15 protein-coding genes are annotated in these 17,071 nt (G+C 59.8%); 12 read left to right on the forward strand and 3 right to left on the reverse strand.

What is annotated here, in order from left to right; genetic code table 11:
• Positions 1-70 precede the first annotated feature (70 nt).
• From PR018_RS04660 to PR018_RS04690, 7 genes are all read left to right on the forward strand, one after another.
• Positions 71-1,354, forward strand: coding sequence for an O-acetylhomoserine aminocarboxypropyltransferase (locus PR018_RS04660; RefSeq protein WP_142829514.1), 1,284 nt, complete (start codon positions 71-73; stop codon positions 1,352-1,354).
• Between the two features lie 126 nt (positions 1,355-1,480).
• Positions 1,481-1,825: a cupin domain-containing protein gene (locus tag PR018_RS04665; RefSeq protein ID WP_142829512.1), complete on the forward strand. Its 345-nt coding sequence runs from the start codon at positions 1,481-1,483 to the stop codon at positions 1,823-1,825.
• A gap of 301 nt (positions 1,826-2,126) precedes the next feature.
• Positions 2,127-3,152 (forward strand): phosphate ABC transporter substrate-binding protein PstS, encoded by a 1,026-nt coding sequence (gene pstS, locus PR018_RS04670; RefSeq protein WP_142829510.1) that lies wholly within the window; start codon positions 2,127-2,129, stop codon positions 3,150-3,152.
• 76 nt (positions 3,153-3,228) lie between these two features.
• Complete coding sequence (gene pstC / locus PR018_RS04675) at positions 3,229-4,200, forward strand: phosphate ABC transporter permease subunit PstC (RefSeq protein WP_142829508.1); 972 nt, start codon at positions 3,229-3,231, stop codon at positions 4,198-4,200.
• 11 nt (positions 4,201-4,211) lie between these two features.
• Positions 4,212-5,063 (forward strand): phosphate ABC transporter permease PstA, encoded by an 852-nt coding sequence (gene pstA / locus PR018_RS04680; RefSeq protein WP_142829506.1) that lies wholly within the window; start codon positions 4,212-4,214, stop codon positions 5,061-5,063.
• Positions 5,064-5,092: 29 nt separating this feature from the next.
• Positions 5,093-5,929 (forward strand): phosphate ABC transporter ATP-binding protein PstB, encoded by an 837-nt coding sequence (gene pstB / locus PR018_RS04685; protein WP_142829504.1) that lies wholly within the window; start codon positions 5,093-5,095, stop codon positions 5,927-5,929.
• 161 nt (positions 5,930-6,090) lie between these two features.
• Positions 6,091-6,417, forward strand: coding sequence for a hypothetical protein (locus PR018_RS04690; RefSeq protein ID WP_142829502.1), 327 nt, complete (start codon positions 6,091-6,093; stop codon positions 6,415-6,417).
• A gap of 19 nt (positions 6,418-6,436) precedes the next feature.
• On the opposite strand, the gene PR018_RS04695 is transcribed toward PR018_RS04690, so the two are convergent.
• Both PR018_RS04695 and PR018_RS04700 read right to left on the reverse strand, forming a co-directional pair.
• Complete coding sequence (locus tag PR018_RS04695) at positions 6,437-7,681, reverse strand: cytochrome P450 (protein WP_142829500.1); 1,245 nt, start codon at positions 7,679-7,681, stop codon at positions 6,437-6,439.
• A gap of 57 nt (positions 7,682-7,738) precedes the next feature.
• Positions 7,739-8,992, reverse strand: a complete 1,254-nt coding sequence (locus tag PR018_RS04700) for a GGDEF domain-containing protein (protein ID WP_142829498.1) — start codon at positions 8,990-8,992, stop codon at positions 7,739-7,741.
• A 376-nt stretch (positions 8,993-9,368) separates the two neighbouring features.
• On the opposite strand from PR018_RS04700, the gene clpP reads away from it, so the two are divergent.
• The 4 genes from clpP to PR018_RS04720 all read left to right on the forward strand — a co-directional run bounded on the left by clpP (position 9,369) and on the right by PR018_RS04720 (position 14,895).
• Positions 9,369-10,001: an ATP-dependent Clp endopeptidase proteolytic subunit ClpP gene (gene clpP / locus PR018_RS04705; RefSeq protein ID WP_111220561.1), complete on the forward strand. Its 633-nt coding sequence runs from the start codon at positions 9,369-9,371 to the stop codon at positions 9,999-10,001.
• Between the two features lie 303 nt (positions 10,002-10,304).
• Positions 10,305-11,582 carry an ATP-dependent Clp protease ATP-binding subunit ClpX gene (gene clpX / locus PR018_RS04710; protein ID WP_111220562.1) on the forward strand — a complete coding sequence of 426 codons (1,278 nt, stop codon included), beginning with the start codon at positions 10,305-10,307 and terminating at the stop codon, positions 11,580-11,582.
• A gap of 410 nt (positions 11,583-11,992) precedes the next feature.
• Entirely contained in the window at positions 11,993-14,413 is a 2,421-nt protein-coding gene (gene lon / locus PR018_RS04715) for an endopeptidase La (protein ID WP_142829496.1), read from the forward strand.
• 206 nt (positions 14,414-14,619) lie between these two features.
• Positions 14,620-14,895, forward strand: a complete 276-nt coding sequence (locus PR018_RS04720; protein ID WP_111220564.1) for an HU family DNA-binding protein — start codon at positions 14,620-14,622, stop codon at positions 14,893-14,895.
• Positions 14,896-14,978: 83 nt separating this feature from the next.
• Here PR018_RS04720 and PR018_RS04725 read toward each other — a convergent pair whose 3' ends face one another.
• Positions 14,979-15,965 (reverse strand): aldo/keto reductase, encoded by a 987-nt coding sequence (locus tag PR018_RS04725; protein WP_142829494.1) that lies wholly within the window; start codon positions 15,963-15,965, stop codon positions 14,979-14,981.
• A gap of 210 nt (positions 15,966-16,175) precedes the next feature.
• Between PR018_RS04725 and PR018_RS04730 the strand changes: the two genes are divergently transcribed.
• Positions 16,176-17,045: an aldose 1-epimerase family protein gene (locus PR018_RS04730; RefSeq protein WP_142829492.1), complete on the forward strand. Its 870-nt coding sequence runs from the start codon at positions 16,176-16,178 to the stop codon at positions 17,043-17,045.
• Positions 17,046-17,071 lie beyond the last annotated feature (26 nt).

Consider the following 17,071-nt stretch of genomic DNA (forward strand, 5'->3'; position numbering starts at 1 on the left):
GAAAAGATCGCGATGAATTTGCATCGCCGTCGCGCTATGGTCGTCCGTGAGATATTGAGGGAGGACTACCATGGCGACCACCAATCCGGGCTTCGACACGCTGGCAATTCATGCAGGCGCACAGCCCGATCCGACGACCGGCGCCCGCGCGACGCCGATCTACCAGACGACCGCCTATGTCTTCAGCGACGCGGATGCCGCAGCCGCCCTGTTCGGGCTGCAGCAGTTCGGAAACATCTACACCCGCATCATGAACCCGACCCAGGCCGTGCTCGAGGAGCGCGTCGCGGCACTCGAAGGCGGCACGGCGGCGCTGGCGGTAGCATCGGGCCATGCGGCTCAGCTTCTGGTGTTCCACACCATCATGCAGCCGGGCGATAATTTCGTTGCGGCAAGCAAGCTTTACGGCGGTTCGATCAACCAGTTCGGTCATGCCTTCAAGAATTACGGCTGGCAGGCGCGCTGGGCCGATCCGCTGGAGCCCGAGAGTTTCGAGAGCCAGATCGACGATCGTACCCGCGCAATCTTCATCGAGAGCCTTGCCAATCCGGCCGGCACCTTCATCGACATTGCTGCCATCGCCGCCGTCGCCCACCGCCACGGCCTGCCGCTGATCGTCGATAACACGCTGGCAAGCCCCTATCTGATCCGCCCCCTCGAACACGGCGCCGATATCGTCGTGCATTCGCTGACCAAGTTCATGGGTGGCCACGGCAATTCGATGGGCGGCGTCATCGTCGACGGCGGCACCTTCGACTGGTCCGCATCCGGCAACTATCCGATGCTGTCGGCGCCGCGCCCCGAATATAACGGCATGGTGCTGCATGCGACCTTCGGCAATTTTGCCTTCGCCATCGCCTGCCGCGTCCTTGGGCTGCGCGATCTCGGTCCGTCCATCGCCCCGTTTAATGCCTTCCTGATCCTCACCGGCATCGAGACGCTGCCGCTCCGCATGCAGCGCCATTGCGACAACGCGCTTGAAGTCGCGGGGTGGCTGAAGCGACACCCCAAGGTCGCCTGGGTCAAGTATGCCGGTCTTGCCGACGATCCCAACCATGCCTTGCAGCAACGCTATTCGCCTAAGGGCGCCGGCGCCGTCTTCACCTTCGGCCTGAAGAACGGCTACGAGGCGGGAAAGACCTTTGTCGAGAGCCTGACGCTGTTCTCGCATCTCGCCAATGTCGGAGACACCCGCTCGCTTGTCATCCACCCCGCGTCCACCACCCACAAGCAACTGAGCGACGACCAAAAGACAGCCGCAGGTGCCGGCCCCGACGTCGTCCGCCTCTCCGTGGGAATCGAGGACGTGAAGGATATCATCGCGGATCTGGAGCAGGCGTTGTCGAAGGTTTAGGAGCAGCCATCGCCATCGGAAACTGCCCTGCCGTAGAGCAGGGCAGTTCCAATCCGCCATTATCCACTCTCGACGCTCTTGTGCTACAGGCAGGGCCTGTCACCAAGATCAGATGCGAGACTTCCGATGACCAATGCCATCCTTTTCGACGCTACAGCCATCGCTCCTGAATTCGGCGTGCCTGCTGCCGATCGCGTGCTTTCCGGCAACCCCCAGTTTCGGACATGGAGCCTCGACGAGGCCGAGGGTGGCATTTACGCCGGCATATGGGAGGCGACTCCCGGATCGTGGCGCATCGTCTATGAGGAGTGGGAATACTTTTCCATTCTGTCGGGATACTCCATCGTGACAGAGGATGGCGGCGAGGCGCATCATCTTCGCGCAGGCGACCGCATGGTCTTGAAACCCGGCTTCAGCGGAAGCTGGGAAGTGATTGAAACGACTCGCAAGGATTATGTCGTGCGGCTTTAGGCGAGGGCGCAGGCTCCGGGCTGGCCGTTGCGCTCGACGACGATGGCCTTGCTCCCGTGACGAGCGGCAGTTGCTGTCTGCCCAGCCCCATTGGCGCGGTCTGCATTCTCGATCCATGCGGCCGCACACGCCCTGAAAACCGTGTCATTTGGCCATCATCAAACTGTCATCAAACTGAAACATTGCAACTATAGAGCCATCCATGTCGCCGGAAGTGGCGGCCGTGATGGATCGATGGACGGTCCGTTTGTGGCTCCCTTCCGCCCGCCATCCGATCATCACTCAAGGAAGTGAGACCCTTATGTTGAATTTGAAAATCCGCACCCTCTGCCTGAGCGCAGGCCTGGTCGTCACCATGACGGCTTCGGCCATAGCTGCCGACATCACCGGCGCTGGTTCGAGCTTCATCGCTCCGGTTCTGTCCAAGTGGGCCGAGGGTTACAAGGCTGCAACCAACAACTCCGTCAACTACCAGTCGGTTGGTTCGGGCGCCGGCATCAAGCAGCTCCTCGACAAGACCATCATCTTCGGCGCTTCGGACAAGCCGATGAGCGACGCAGATCTCGAGAAGAACGGCATTGCCCAGTTCCCGATGATCTCCGGCGGCATCGTCGTTTCCTATAACGTCGAAGGCGTAAAGCCGGGCGAACTCATTCTCGACGGCACGACGCTCGCCGACATCTTCCTCGGCAAGATTGCCAAGTGGGACGATGCTGCGATCAAGGCTCTCAACCCCAACGTAAAGCTGCCTTCCACGGCGATCTCCGTCGTTTACCGCGCTGACAGCTCTGGCACGACCTTCAACTTCACCGACTACCTCTCGAAGGTTTCACCGGATTGGAAGTCGAAAGTTGGTTCCAACACGGCTGTTGAATGGCCGGTCGGCTTCGGCGCCAAGGGTTCGGAAGGCGTTTCCACAACCGTCAACCAGACGGCTGGTTCGATCTCCTACGTTGAATACTCGTATGTCGTCGCCAACCACATCGGTTTCGCGAAGATGAAGAATTCCGCCGGCAAGGTTATCGAGCCTAGCCTGGAAACCTTCAAGGCTGCTGCTTCGAACGCCGATTGGGCACATGCCAAGAACTTCAACCTGATCCTCACAAACCAGCCGGGTGAAAACAGCTGGCCGATTGCAGCGTCTACCTGGGTCATGCTTTACAAGAAGCCTGCCGATCCTGCTGCAAACGCAGAAGCCCTGAAGTTCTTCAAGTGGGCCTACGAGAAGGGCCAGAAGTCGGCGACCGACATGTCCTACCTTGCTGTTCCGGAATCGGTTGCCAAGGTCGTGGAAGAGTCCTGGAAGAAAGACTTCGGCACCAAGTAATCTGTGCTGACTGAAAAACGAGCGGCGGACAGGGTATTGCCCTGTCCGCCTTTAATGACAGGACAAGGAGAAAGCGATGGCTGATGCGACTCAGACGGCTGGATTCCAGACCATGGAAACCTCCGCCGTCACCAGAAAATTCCGGACGCAGGATCGGATTTTCTATTTCATGACGCTCAGCTCGGCTTCTTTTGTCGTGCTTCTGCTGCTGGCAATCCTGACTGTTCTGGTCGTGGATGCCTTGCCAACATTCCAGGCCTTCGGTTTCTCGTTCCTCTGGGGCACAAGGTGGAGCGCTCCCCTGGAGATTTACGGAGCGGTGCCCGCCCTGGTCGGCACGCTGGTGAGTTCGCTCATCGCGATGCTGATTGCAGTTCCGCTGGGCATTGGTATCGCCATCTTCCTGACCGAGCTTTGCCCCGGCAGCCTGCGGCGCCCGATCAGCACCGCCATTGAGCTCTTGGCCGGCGTTCCCTCGATCATCTACGGCATCGTCGGTCTGTTCATGATCGTGCCGCTGATGCAGACTTATGTCCTCCCATTCCTCATGAACACCGTTGGCCAGGTGCCGCTGATCGGGTCGCTCTTCCAGCCACCTGCACCGGGCGTCGGCCTTTTGACGGCAAGCCTCGTGCTGGCCATCATGATCCTGCCGTTCATCACGGCGATTGCCCGCGACGTCTTCACCACCGTGCCGCCGATGCTGCGTGAATCCGCGTACGGCATGGGCATGAGCACCTGGGAAGTGGCGCGCAACATCCTGATACCCTACACACGCCGCGGTCTCGTCGGCGGCATCATGCTCGGCCTTGGGCGTGCGCTCGGCGAAACCATGGCCGTCACCTTCGTTGTCGGCTCCGTCAGCCGCCTGCAGTCGTCGATCATCTCGCCGTCGACCACCATTTCCGCCCAGATCGCCAATAATTTCGGCGACGCCGACGGTCTGCAATTTTCGAGCCTGATGGCACTCGGCCTGCTCCTGTTCGTCCTTTCCTTCTGCGTGCTTGCAGTGGCGAGATGGATGATCGGCCGCGTCGACTCGTTTTGAGGAAGAAAGCCATGGAAAACGCAATTCGTCAGAGGATCATCTCGCGCCGCCATATGACGAACCAGGTCATGATGGCCTTGTCGTTTCTCGCTGCCATCCTCGGCATACTGTTCCTGAGCGTCATCCTCGTGACCTTGGTTTATCGAGGTGTCACGGCACTCAGCCTCGACGTGTTTACGATGTCGATCCCGGCCCAGGGCTCGCGCGGCGGCCTGCTGAACGCCATATACGGTACCTTCATCGTGACCGGTCTGGCGACCCTGCTGGCAGCACCGATCGGCATTCTTGCCGGCACCTACCTGGTAGAATTCGCCAACGGCAGCAAGCTTGCCGAGGTCGCCAAGTTCATCAACGACATCCTGCTCTCCGCACCCTCGATCATCATCGGCGTGTTCGTCTACGGTGTCGTGGTCGTGCCGATGCATGGGAACTCCGCCATCGCCGGCATCCTTGCATTGGCGCTCATCGCGCTCCCGGTCATCAACCGCACGACGCAGGACATGCTTCTGCTGGTGCCGAACTCGCTTCGTGAAGCAACGGCGGCCCTTGGCGCGCCACGCTGGAAAGCGATGACGACTGTGATATACAAGTCTGCCTGGTCGGGCATCCTGACGGGCATCCTGCTGGCCGTTGCCCGTATCAGTGGTGAGACCGCGCCGCTGCTGTTTACGGCCGGCTATAGCAAGTTCATGCAGGGGGGACTGACCGGTCCGATCGCCACGCTGCCGGTTGCCATCAACACGCTGGCCGCTGATGCCGGTGAGGATCTGAAGCAATTGGCCTGGGCAGGCGCGCTGATCATCACTGTCGCCATTCTGGCCCTCAATATCATTGCCCGTTTTCTGAGTGGGCGCCGCCAGTGACGCAGCCGCCGAACGATAGGAATAAGACCATGAACATGAGCGACAACAATTTCCTGAGCGTTAACGCACAGTCGGGCAAGGGCGCAGTCTCCGCTTCGGATATTGGTGACCTTCCGAAGCTCGATGTGAAGAACCTCGATTTCACCTATCAGAACGGCCATCGCGTTCTGAAGGGTGTGAACATGAGCATCAGCAAGAATGCCGTGACGGCGTTCATCGGTCCTTCGGGCTGCGGAAAGTCCACGCTGCTGCGCACCTTCAACCGCATGTATGATCTTTATCCGGGCCAGACGGCTTCTGGGGAGATCCTGCTGGACGGTCGCAACATACTCAGCAAGGACGTCGATCTGAACGATCTGCGTGCCAAGGTCGGCATGGTGTTCCAGAAGCCGACGCCGTTCCCGATGTCGATCTATGAAAACGTCGCTTTTGGCATTCGTCTCTATGAGAAGATTTCCAAGGCGGAGATGGATGCGCGCGTCGAACAGGCGCTGACCGTCACGGCGCTGTGGGGCGAAGTGAAGGACAAGCTGCACCAGAGCGGCCTCGGGCTTTCCGGCGGCCAGCAGCAGCGTCTCTGCATCGCCCGCGCCATCGCCGTGAAACCATCCGTCCTGCTGTTGGACGAACCGACATCGGCACTCGATCCGATCTCGACTGCCAAGATCGAGGAACTGGTTGCGCAATTGAAGGGCGATTTCACCATCGTCATCGTCACGCACAACATGCAGCAGGCCAGCCGTATCTCCGACAAGACCGCCTTCATGTATCTCGGCGACCTGATCGAATACGGCGCCACCGACCAGATCTTCCAGGCGCCGAAGAACAAGCGTACCGAAGACTACATCACCGGCCGCTACGGCTGATATTTGCCTTTATCGTATTGCAGATGGCGCTCCGCAAGGGGCGCCATTTTTGTTTGGATTTTGCAGCCAGTCGTCGACCACTGTGCACTCGCCCTCGAAAATGCTGCAGGTTGCATTTCAGTCGTGCTGCGTTATCATCTATGTAAAGTGGGATCATGGTAATGGTAGAAGACAATATCGACCTGGGGTTGATCGCCAAACTCGTTCAGAAGAACAACGATGAGATGCGCGGTCTTCGCAGAGAGGTGGCCGACATCCGGACACTATGCGTTCAAACATACGATTATCTGAACCGCAGCGATAGGCGTTACATGGAGCTACGCGACGATCTCGAGTTGATGATCAAAATGGAGGTAGGCGGCGCGATAACGCACGTCCACTCTGTCTTGGAGAACTCCCTGGTGCGTATCGAGGGAAAGATCGCCGATGTTTCTGTAAAAGTGGACGATCTCTCGGGCAGGATCTTCGCAGCCGAAAATAAACATTAGCTGATAGCTAAAATCCCGCTCACCAGCGCAAATCCAGCCGCTCCAGCCCATGGAAATGGTAGACGTCCTTGACCACCGGCGTCTTTGCCAGCCGCAATCCCGGCAGCCGCTCGAACAGGATCGGCAGTGCGATATTGAGCTCGAGGCGGGCAAGCGGTGCACCGATGCAAAAATGGATACCGGCGCCGAAGGAGAGGTTGGGCGCTTCGCGGCGGTCGGGCTTGAATGTCAGCGGGTCGGAGAACTTTTTCGGGTCAAGGTTGGCGGCAGCAAGGATCATCGCCACCTTGTCGCCGCGCTGGAAGGTGACGCCATCGATTTCGGCAGTCTCCAGTGCCCAGCGCTGGAAGATGTGCACCGGCGCGCAGAGTCTGAGTGTTTCCTCGACGGTGCGCTCGGTCGCGGCTTCGTCGGCAAACAGCGTCTCCGGGGGCAGCCCGCATTCGAGGATCACACGAACCGAATTGCCGATCTGATGGACGGTTGCCTCGTGGCCGGCGTTGAGGAGCACAATCGTCGTCGACACCAGTTCCTCGTCGGTGAGATACTGGCCCTTGTGCTCCGTGGTGATCATGTGGCTCAGCAGGTCGTCGCGGGGCTCGGCGCGCCGCTCCCGGATCACCGATCTGACATAGTCGGCAAATTCCTTTGCGGCCGTGTCTGCGGCATCTTCGTCTGCACGCGTCCTGCCAAACATGTACATGCGCACATAGGCATGCGACCATTTCAGCAGCTGCGGCCCCATCTCGTCGGGAATGCCGATCATCCGGGCGATCATCGTCACCGGAATGATGTCGGCAAAGGCCGTGAGCAGCTCTACTTCGCCGTTTCCCGCAAAATTGTCTATCAGCCCGTTTGCCAGTTCTGCAATTTCCGGCTTCATCTTCTCGACGTGGCGCGACACGAAGGCCCGATTGATCAGCGTCCGCAGTCGCGTGTGCTCCGGGGGCTCTATCTCCAGCAGCGAATGCAGCTCGGCGGCGTCGAAGTTGCGCAGATGGGGCAGCGGTTCGGCGAGACCGATCTCGGCACGGCTCGCGACGTGCAGGATCTGGCGGCCGAAGCGACGATCCCGCAAAAGAGCGTTCACGTGATCGTAGCCAGTGACCGTCCAGAGCTTCTGCTCCTCCCAATAGAAGGTCGGACACTGCTCGTGCAGCGCCGCATAGACGGCGTTCGGATTGCTATAGAATGCGGGATCTTTGCCATCGAGAGAAACGTGGCGGGTAGCAGGATCGATACGGAGCATGGGAGGGATCATCATGATACTGGCATTAGCCCAAACCGGCGTGCACGGGAAGCGCGTCGGCGCCCCTTTATCCTAGTTTCGCGCCAGTGTGCCGATCCGTTGCAGCGCCTGGATCTGGTCGTCGACCGTAGGCACCAGTTCGCCGGCTTCCTGTTCGCTGGACGCGCTAATTGCGCTTTCGGTGGCAGCCTCGCTGAAGACCACGGTGCAATTGCGTCCCGCTCGCTTGGCGGCGTAAAGCGCCCGGTCCGCAGCCCCGGTGAGCTTGTCCCAGTCTGCGGCCTCGGCAGTCGCGAGTGCCACGCCGACGCTGACGCTGGCATTGACGGCAGCTCCCTCGATCTGCAAAGGCACCCTGCAAAATTCGCTGCGGATCGTTTCCGCCACCGCTTCGGCCTCCGTCTGGTCTGTCACGGTGATGAAAGCCATGAATTCCTCGCCGCCCATGCGACCGAGGGCGCCGCCGCGCGGAAGGCACTTTCGAGTGATGGTGACGAATTCGCACAGCACCTGGTCGCCGGTTTGGTGGCCATAGCGGTCGTTGATGCTCTTGAAGTGATCGAGATCGAACAGCAGGGCGGCAATCCGCCGAGACGGCGACGTCGTCTCGAGTCGGAGCAGCCCGAAGAATTCCAGCAGCCCGCGCCGGTTGAAGGCCGAGGTCAGCGAATCGTTCAGCGACAATGCGCGCCAGCGTCGCTGCGACCGCTGGACCAGCACATGGCCGGTCAGCACGACAGCGATCGTGATCAGCAATGCGTTCACCACTACCGTAACTGTGCGGTAGGTGACGGCCGTCTCTGGCGAGGGCCGGAAAACGACTGCCGAGAGTGCAATGACGAAGCACAGGGAGGCGAGCGTCATCAGCACGAAAGCCAGCGGCATGCGGGCCGCCTCGGGGCGGCTGGTCGCCGGACGGACGGCCGCGGCAAGGAGAGTTGCGCTGGCAGCGCTTGCCAGCAGGAAAAGGACAACGCGGTTGGCGAGATCGTCATGCACCCAGGGAAGACTGATGCCGATCAGCCATATGGCCGGCGGCAGCAACGCGGTCCATTCCGGCCGGCGCTTGTCGAACAGGCTGAAGCCGGCGATCCAGGCGCTCTGGCCGAGGAAGGTGAGTACGTTGCCGAGATCGATTGTGAGAACATTGGGCATCACGCCCTGCAGGCTGATCAGCGCGTAGCCGACTGCGCGCAGGGCGAAGCCGATGGACCAGAGCAGGTAGAAGGACGATCTGCGGTCGCTGCGCCAGGCGAAAAACAAGACTACGGCAAGCGTCGTCGCTTCCGAACACCAGATCGTCAATCCCGTCGTGATATTGAACACAGGCTGCGCAACTCCATCTCGCGCAGTACCATGCCGCAAGAAACTGGCCAGCCGGTTAACGCGGACCGCAAATTACGCCCATCGGTCGTGGAATCGCGGCACGGTTGCGTCAATACGGAGGCCTGGGATCGAACATTCATCGTTTCTTCACTCTGCCACGTCGAAAAGCTGTGGGCGGCCTCTGGCGTAACGCCGCCTTAATAGCCATCTGTGACAAACAGCCGTAACTGCAGCCTGAACTTCATTCGCATCCGCTTCTTGACGTTATCCTCTGGCGCGTCTTGAAGTACAGGGCGGTGACACTCTATGTAGGGGTGACGATTTTATTCGATTCCCGGTATTTCGCCGCCGGGTGCAAGTTTGACAGAGGACGCACATGAGAAATCCAGTCGATACCGCAATGGCTCTGGTCCCCATGGTTGTGGAGCAGACCAATCGGGGCGAACGGTCCTACGACATTTATTCGCGCCTTCTGAAAGAGCGCATCATCTTCATGACGGGTCAGGTCGAAGATCATATGGCGACGCTTGTCTGCGCGCAGCTGTTGTTCCTCGAGGCTGAGAACCCGAAGAAGGAGATTGCGATCTATATCAATTCTCCGGGCGGCGTCGTGACTGCCGGCATGGCAATCTATGACACCATGCAGTTCATCAAGCCGGCCGTATCGACCCTGTGCATCGGTCAGGCGGCATCGATGGGCTCGCTGCTGCTGGCGGCAGGGCATAAGGACATGCGCTTCACCACGCCGAATTCCCGCATCATGGTTCACCAGCCCTCCGGCGGTTTCCAAGGGCAGGCATCGGACATCGAGCGCCACGCCCGCGACATCATCAAGATGAAGCGCCGCCTGAACGAGATCTATGAAAAGCATTGCGGCCGCACCTATGAGGAAGTCGAGCAGACACTCGATCGCGACCACTTCATGACCGCCGAAGAGGCAAAGGACTGGGGTCTGGTCGACAAAGTCCTGACGTCGCGCGCCGAAATGGAATCAGACGCCGAAGCGTGATTATTCGCGGGGCGGTGTCTTCTAAGCCACAGTTCTATCCCATTTGTGATCAACGAGGGGGTTTCAACTGCGGTAGAAGAAGCTAATAGTAGGCTTTAACGCTATGTTTTGATTTTATGACATAGCGTTCGGATTCGACGGGGAATTCGTTGCCGCCGTGGCCCGTGCAGTGTGCGGACCACGTTCAGTACCCCTAGGAGCGCCTGAACCGGCTAAGCTCCAGTCCATGGAGTGGCGCAGGCGAGCGCAGAGAGTGGACCGCCATTTCGATTTGGAAATGCGGCGTGCTGGAAGGAAAGTGATATGAGCAAAGTCAGCGGCAGCAACGGCGGTGACTCCAAGAACACCCTGTATTGTTCTTTCTGCGGCAAGAGCCAGCACGAAGTCCGGAAGCTTATCGCCGGACCGACGGTCTTCATCTGCGATGAATGCGTCGAGTTGTGCATGGACATCATCCGCGAGGAAAACAAATCCTCGATGGTCAAGTCCCGCGACGGCGTTCCCACGCCCCAGGACATCATAAAGGTCCTCGACGAATACGTGATTGGCCAGCGCCAGGCAAAGAAGATCCTCTCTGTCGCCGTCCACAACCACTACAAGCGGCTGGCGCATTCTTCGAAGAATGGCGACATCGAATTGGCAAAGTCGAACATCCTGCTCGTTGGCCCGACGGGTTGCGGCAAGACTTACCTTGCCCAGACGCTCGCCCGGATCATCGACGTGCCCTTCACCATGGCTGATGCCACGACGCTGACGGAAGCCGGCTATGTCGGTGAAGACGTCGAGAACATCATCCTGAAGCTTCTGCAGGCTGCCGACTACAACGTCGAGCGCGCCCAGCGCGGCATCGTGTATATCGACGAAGTCGACAAGATCTCGCGCAAGTCCGACAACCCGTCGATCACCCGCGATGTATCGGGCGAGGGCGTGCAGCAGGCACTGCTGAAGATCATGGAAGGCACTGTCGCTTCCGTGCCTCCCCAGGGCGGTCGCAAGCATCCCCAGCAGGAGTTCTTGCAGGTCGACACGACCAATATCCTGTTCATCTGCGGCGGTGCGTTTGCCGGTCTCGACAAGATCATCTCTGCGCGTGGCGAGAAGACCTCTATCGGCTTCGGCGCTTCGGTCAAGTCGCAGGACGATCGCCGCGTCGGTGAAGTGCTCCGCGAACTCGAGCCGGAAGACCTGGTCAAGTTCGGCCTGATCCCGGAATTCATCGGCCGCCTGCCTGTCTTGGCGACGTTGGAAGACCTGGACGCCGATGCGCTGATCCAGATCCTGTCCGAGCCCAAGAACGCGCTGGTGAAGCAGTATCAGCGGCTGTTCGAGATGGAAGACGTGGAACTCAACTTCCACGAGGACGCTCTTCGCGAAATCGCCCGCCGGGCAATCACGCGAAAGACCGGCGCTCGTGGCCTGCGGTCGATCATGGAGAAGATCCTTCTCGACACGATGTTCGATCTGCCGGCACTCGAAGGTGTTCGCGAAGTTGTGATTTCAGACGAAGTCGTGCGCGGCTCCGCCCGGCCGTTGTACATCTATGCTGATCGTCCCGATGAGAAGGCCAATGTGTCGGCCTGATGTCTGACGCAATAGTGCAGCAATCTTAAGGGGCTCGTCGGTGACGGGCCCCTTTCTGTTTGAAATACCATGCAGTTTGCTGTTAGACTTTCGAATATGGTGGTCACTGATCCGGCGTAGTCGTTGCACTTGAGATCACCGGCGGCCATGATGGCGTGATTCTTCGAGCGTTCTCGCATCAGCCATTCCGTTCCGTACCGGTGGACATGGCAGGGAGGCGAGGCGCCGGACGAGCCCGATTTGTTTTGCGTTGATCGTTGTAATAAGCCTGTCACATCTGCCACGGCCGGCAGGCGGCATGGCTTGAAATTGCCAAGGTGAAACTCCACTTCTACATCAAGTGAGAGAGGCCGGCGCACTGAATACTGCCGGCGCTTATCCCGGAAACGGGACGATGGAAAGGAATTGAAATGTCGAAGAAAACGTCTGCTGCACACGAGAGCACCGCTTATCCGGTACTTCCGTTGCGCGATATCGTGGTCTTCCCGCACATGATCGTGCCGCTGTTCGTCGGTCGCGAAAAGTCGATCCGCGCTCTGGAAGAAGTCATGGGTTCCGACAAGCAGATCATGCTCGTCACCCAGATCAACGCCAGCGACGACGACCCCGCGCCGGAAGCCATTCATAAGATCGGTACGATCGCCAACGTGCTGCAGTTGCTGAAGTTGCCAGACGGAACCGTCAAGGTTCTCGTCGAAGGCCGCTCGCGCGCCGAGATCGATAACTACACCAATCGCGAAGACTTCTACGAGGCCATGGGCCACGCTCTCGAAGAGCCGGTCGAAGATCAGGTAGAGCTTGAAGCGCTGAGCCGCTCGGTCGTTTCCGAGTTCGAAAGCTACGTAAAGCTCAACAAGAAGATCTCGCCGGAAGTCGTTGGCGCTGCTAGTCAGATCGAGGATTACTCGAAGCTGGCCGACACCGTCGCTTCGCACCTTTCGATCAAGATCACCGAAAAGCAGGAGATGCTGGAAACCACCAGCGTCAAGGGCCGCCTGGAAAAGGCGCTCGGCTTCATGGAAGGCGAGATTTCGGTCCTGCAGGTCGAAAAGCGTATCCGCTCGCGCGTCAAGCGCCAGATGGAGAAGACCCAGCGCGAGTACTATCTGAACGAACAGATGAAGGCGATCCAGAAGGAACTCGGCGACGGCGAGGAAGGCCGCGACGAGATGGCCGAGCTGGAAGAGCGCATCAACAAGACCAAGCTTTCCAAGGAAGGCAAGGAGAAGGCCGATGCCGAGCTGAAGAAGCTGCGGCAGATGAGCCCGATGTCGGCGGAAGCCACCGTCGTGCGCAACTATCTCGACTGGCTGCTCGGCATTCCGTGGAACAAGAAGTCCAAGGTCAAGACCGATCTCGCTGCTGCCGAGAAAATCCTCGAGGACGACCACTTCGGTCTCGACAAGGTCAAGGAGCGCATCGTCGAGTATCTCGCCGTGCAGGCCCGTTCCTCCAAGCTGAAGGGACCGATCCTCTGCCTCGTCGGTCCTCCCGGCGTCGGCAAGACATCGCTTGCCCAGTCGATCGCCAAGGCGACCGGCCGCGAGTATGTCCGTATGGCACTCGGCGGCGTGCGCGACGAGGCCGAGATCCGCGGTCACCGCCGCACTTATATCGGCTCGATGCCCGGCAAGGTCATCCAGTCGATGAAGAAGGCCAAGAAGTCCAACCCGCTCTTCCTGCTCGATGAAATCGACAAGATGGGCCAGGATTTCCGCGGCGATCCATCTTCGGCTCTGCTGGAGGTGCTCGATCCGGCGCAGAACGGCACATTCCAGGACCACTATCTGGAAGTCGAATACGATCTTTCGGACGTGATGTTCATCACCACGGCCAATACGCTGAACATCCCTGCGCCTTTGATGGACCGCATGGAAGTGATCCGTATTGCCGGCTACACGGAGGACGAAAAGCGGGAAATTGCCAAGCGGCACCTGCTGCCGAAGGCTATCAAGGAACATGCGTTGCAGCCGCACGAATTCTCGGTCAGCGACGATGCCCTGATGGCGATCAGCCAGCAGTACACCCGCGAGGCCGGCGTTCGCAGCTTCGAGCGTGAATTGATGAAGCTCGCCCGCAAGGCGGTCACCGAGATCATCAAGGGCAAGGCAACCTCTGTTGCCGTGACCGCAGACAATATCGACCAGTATCTGGGCGTTCCCCGCTTCCGCCATGGCGAAGCCGAGCGCGAGGATCAGGTCGGCGTTGTGACCGGTCTGGCATGGACGGAAGTCGGTGGCGAGTTGCTGACGATTGAAGGCGTGATGATGCCAGGCAAGGGCCGCATGACGGTCACCGGCAATCTGAAGGAAGTGATGAAGGAATCGATCTCGGCAGCGGCGTCCTACGTCCGTTCGCGAGCCGTCGATTTCGGTATCGAGCCGCCGCGCTTCGACAAGTCGGACATCCACGTCCACGTTCCGGAAGCGGCAACGCCGAAGGACGGTCCGTCTGCAGGCGTCGCTATGGCCACCGCCATCGTGTCGATCATGACCGGCATCCCCGTCAACAAGGATGTGGCCATGACCGGTGAGATCACGCTGCGCGGTCGCGTTCTGCCGATTGGCGGCCTGAAGGAAAAGCTGCTCGCTGCCCTTCGCGGCGGTATCAAGACGGTGCTTATCCCGGAAGAAAACGCCAAGGACCTGGCGGAGATCCCGGACAACGTCAAGAACGGCATGGAGATCATTCCGGTGTCGCGCATGGGCGAGGTGATCAAGCATGCGCTGATCCGCCAGCCTGTGGCTATCGAGTGGGATGGATCGATCGAAACGCCGCTAATTGCGACCGTCGAAGGCGTCGATGACTTCGGCAATGCGATTGCGCATTGATGTTGGCTTTTGCCATACTTGTGCCGAATTGACATAATTCACCAAAAAGGCCGGCTTAATCGCCGGCCTTTTCTGTGAAAACAACGCAGGAATGCTTGCTTTTCCTTGCTTTGCAGGGCTTTTGGGTTGCGACGGGCCAGAGCTTACGTATTCTGCGCCCGGCTTAAACGATTGAGTCGTTTCATACCGAAGAAAGGGTTGGAAACATGAACAAGAATGAACTCGTGTCTGCTGTGTCCGAGAAAGCCGGCATCACCAAGGCTGATGCAGCATCCGCTGTTGACGCTGTTTTTGAGGTTGTGCAGGGCGCACTGAAGAGCGGTGGCGACGTTCGTCTCGCCGGTTTCGGTAGCTTCACCGTTTCTCACCGTGCAGCGTCCAAGGGTCGTAACCCGTCGACCGGCGCTGAAGTCGACATTCCGGCTCGCAACGTGCCGAAGTTCACGCCCGGCAAGGGCCTGAAGGAATCCGTTAACAGCTGATTTCGCTTTGCCGGCCGGATCATGGCGATCCATGCTGGCGGCGCTTGTAAAGAGGGTCCGGTTTTTGCCGGACCCTTTTTCGTTTACCAGCGCTGATGCACGTGCGGTGCGACGAGCCTGTCGTAGACGTCGCGCGTGGCCGCCATGACGTCGGCCGATAGCGGCGCCAGATCGGCTGCGGCGGCATTTGCCTTCGCCTGCTCGCCGTTTCTAGCGCCCGGAATGACCACCGTCACGGCGTCGCTCATGAGGATCCAGCGCAGCGCGAAGGCCGCCATGGTCGTTCCCTCCGGCACCAGCTTGCGGACCTCCTCGACAGCCTGCAGCCCGACTTCGAACGGCACGCCGGCAAAGGTCTCGCCGACATCGAAGGCCTCGCCGTTGCGGTTGAACTTGCGGTGGTCGTCGTCAGCGAATGCGGTGGCGGAGTTGATCTTGCCGGAGAGCAGGCCGCTTGCCAGCGGCACGCGGGCGATGACGGCAACATTCTTGCGTCGTGCCTCTGCGAAAAACAGGTCGGACGGCCGCTGGCGGAAAATATTGTAGATGATCTGGATGCTGACGACGCCCGGGAATTCGATCGCCTTCAGGGCTTCTTCGACCTTTTCGACGCTGACGCCATATCCCTTGATCTTGCCCGCCGTCTGCATGGCGCCGAGGGCCTCGAAGACCTCAGGCCGATATAGGACTTCCGTCGGCGGGCAATGCAGTTGCACCAGATCGAGGCTGTCGACGCCAAGGTTGTTCAAGCTCCGGTCGACAAAGGCCTCGATGTTGGCCTTGGTGTAGCCGTCCGCAACATGCGGATCGAGCCGCCGGCCGGCCTTGGTAGCGACCATCGGCCGCTCGCCGCTACGCGTCTTCAGCACTTCGGCGATGATTTTTTCCGAGCGGCCGTCGCCATAGACGTCAGCAGTATCGATGAAGGTCATGCCGGCATCGAGCGCTGCGTTCAATGCGGCCCGCCCATCGGCCTCGCTGACGTCGCCCCAGGCGCCGCCGATCTGCCAGGCGCCGAAACCGACGTCGCTGACGATGAATGGTGTGCGGCCGAATGCGTGATATCTCATGGTATTCCTCCTCCAGTGGGGTGGGTGTCGGCGTAGCAGGCGGCTCGGTTTGCAGCAAGCGCACCTCGTGTACGACCGGGACGCAGATAGAGGCGGGCTGCAGCGCGGCAACCAACGTCGTGGTCGGCGCCGGTAAATTCGTCTCCTCGCTGGAAATCCCGAGGCCGCCCCGGTAAGCTCCATCTCGACTCGAAGTCATGAGGATCCGCCATGCCGACGCCCATTCGCCTCTCCAACGAATTCCTCACAGTCGACATTTCGTCTCTCGGCGCTGAAATGCAGGCGCTGACATCAGCCGATGGGCGTTCCTATCTCTGGAATGGCGATGCCGCGTTCTGGACCGGCCGCTCGCCGATCCTGTTTCCGATCGTCGGCAGGGCTCCTGACGACCAGCTGACGATCGATGGCAAGACCTATCCCATGGGGCAGCACGGCTTTGCCCGGCGCAGCGAGTTTGTCCTCGCAGCATCGACCGCGACCATGAGCCGGCACGAACTTGCAGCCTCGGCAGAAACGCGAGCGGTCTACCCCTTTGAATTCCGGCTCGCCGTCGAGCATCGGATCGCGGGGCGGGCGGTGACGGTTGCTGCCGAAGTCAGCAATCTCGGCAACACGCCGATGCCGTTCGGCCTCGGCTTCCACTCGGCCTTCGTCTGGCCGCTGCCGGGATGCGAAGGAAAGCCACACGGTGTCACCCTCGATAACGGCGCCGAACCGCCGCTGGTGAGGCTCCAGGGCGGTCTCGTGAAGCCCGGCACCCTTCCATCGCCGTTCAAGGCCGGCCACCTGCAGCTCGAACATGCAATGTTCGATGCGGATGCGATGATCTTTCCGGAGGGCGCAGGGCAGGGGCTCACCTATGGCGCGGAAGGCGGGCCACATCTTCGTTTCGCGTTCGAAAATCTCCCGAACCTCGCGCTGTGGTCCAAACCCGGTGCCCCGTTTCTGTGCGTCGAACCCTGGCATGGCACGGCAGCGAAGATCGATGGCTCGAAGGAACTGGCCGACAGGCCATACTCCGAGATCCTCGCTCCTGCGGCAACCGCACGCTTTTCGTTCACGGTCGAAATCCCGGCATAGGCAGCGTGCTGGCGGCAAGCCGTTAA

The sequence above is a fragment of the Rhizobium rhododendri genome, assembly GCF_007000325.2.
Classification (GTDB): Bacteria; Pseudomonadota; Alphaproteobacteria; order Rhizobiales; family Rhizobiaceae; genus Rhizobium; species Rhizobium rhododendri.

Excerpts from the sequence above, each read along its gene's own strand:
- pstC (WP_142829508.1), top strand. The coding sequence starts at position 3,229 with ATGGCTGATGCGACTCAGACGGCTGGATTCCAGACCATGGAAACCTCC.
- pstA (WP_142829506.1), top strand. The coding sequence starts at position 4,212 with ATGGAAAACGCAATTCGTCAGAGGATCATCTCGCGCCGCCATATGACG.
- PR018_RS04690 (WP_142829502.1), top strand. The coding sequence starts at position 6,091 with ATGGTAGAAGACAATATCGACCTGGGGTTGATCGCCAAACTCGTTCAG.
- PR018_RS04725 (WP_142829494.1), bottom strand. The coding sequence starts at position 15,965 with ATGAGATATCACGCATTCGGCCGCACACCATTCATCGTCAGCGACGTC.
- clpX (WP_111220562.1), top strand. The coding sequence starts at position 10,305 with ATGAGCAAAGTCAGCGGCAGCAACGGCGGTGACTCCAAGAACACCCTG.
- clpP (WP_111220561.1), top strand. The coding sequence starts at position 9,369 with ATGAGAAATCCAGTCGATACCGCAATGGCTCTGGTCCCCATGGTTGTG.
- PR018_RS04665 (WP_142829512.1), top strand. The coding sequence starts at position 1,481 with ATGACCAATGCCATCCTTTTCGACGCTACAGCCATCGCTCCTGAATTC.
- PR018_RS04695 (WP_142829500.1), bottom strand. The coding sequence starts at position 7,681 with ATGATGATCCCTCCCATGCTCCGTATCGATCCTGCTACCCGCCACGTT.
- PR018_RS04720 (WP_111220564.1), top strand. The coding sequence starts at position 14,620 with ATGAACAAGAATGAACTCGTGTCTGCTGTGTCCGAGAAAGCCGGCATC.
- PR018_RS04660 (WP_142829514.1), top strand. The coding sequence starts at position 71 with ATGGCGACCACCAATCCGGGCTTCGACACGCTGGCAATTCATGCAGGC.
- pstB (WP_142829504.1), top strand. The coding sequence starts at position 5,093 with ATGAACATGAGCGACAACAATTTCCTGAGCGTTAACGCACAGTCGGGC.
- PR018_RS04730 (WP_142829492.1), top strand. The coding sequence starts at position 16,176 with ATGCCGACGCCCATTCGCCTCTCCAACGAATTCCTCACAGTCGACATT.
- lon (WP_142829496.1), top strand. The coding sequence starts at position 11,993 with ATGTCGAAGAAAACGTCTGCTGCACACGAGAGCACCGCTTATCCGGTA.
- pstS (WP_142829510.1), top strand. The coding sequence starts at position 2,127 with ATGTTGAATTTGAAAATCCGCACCCTCTGCCTGAGCGCAGGCCTGGTC.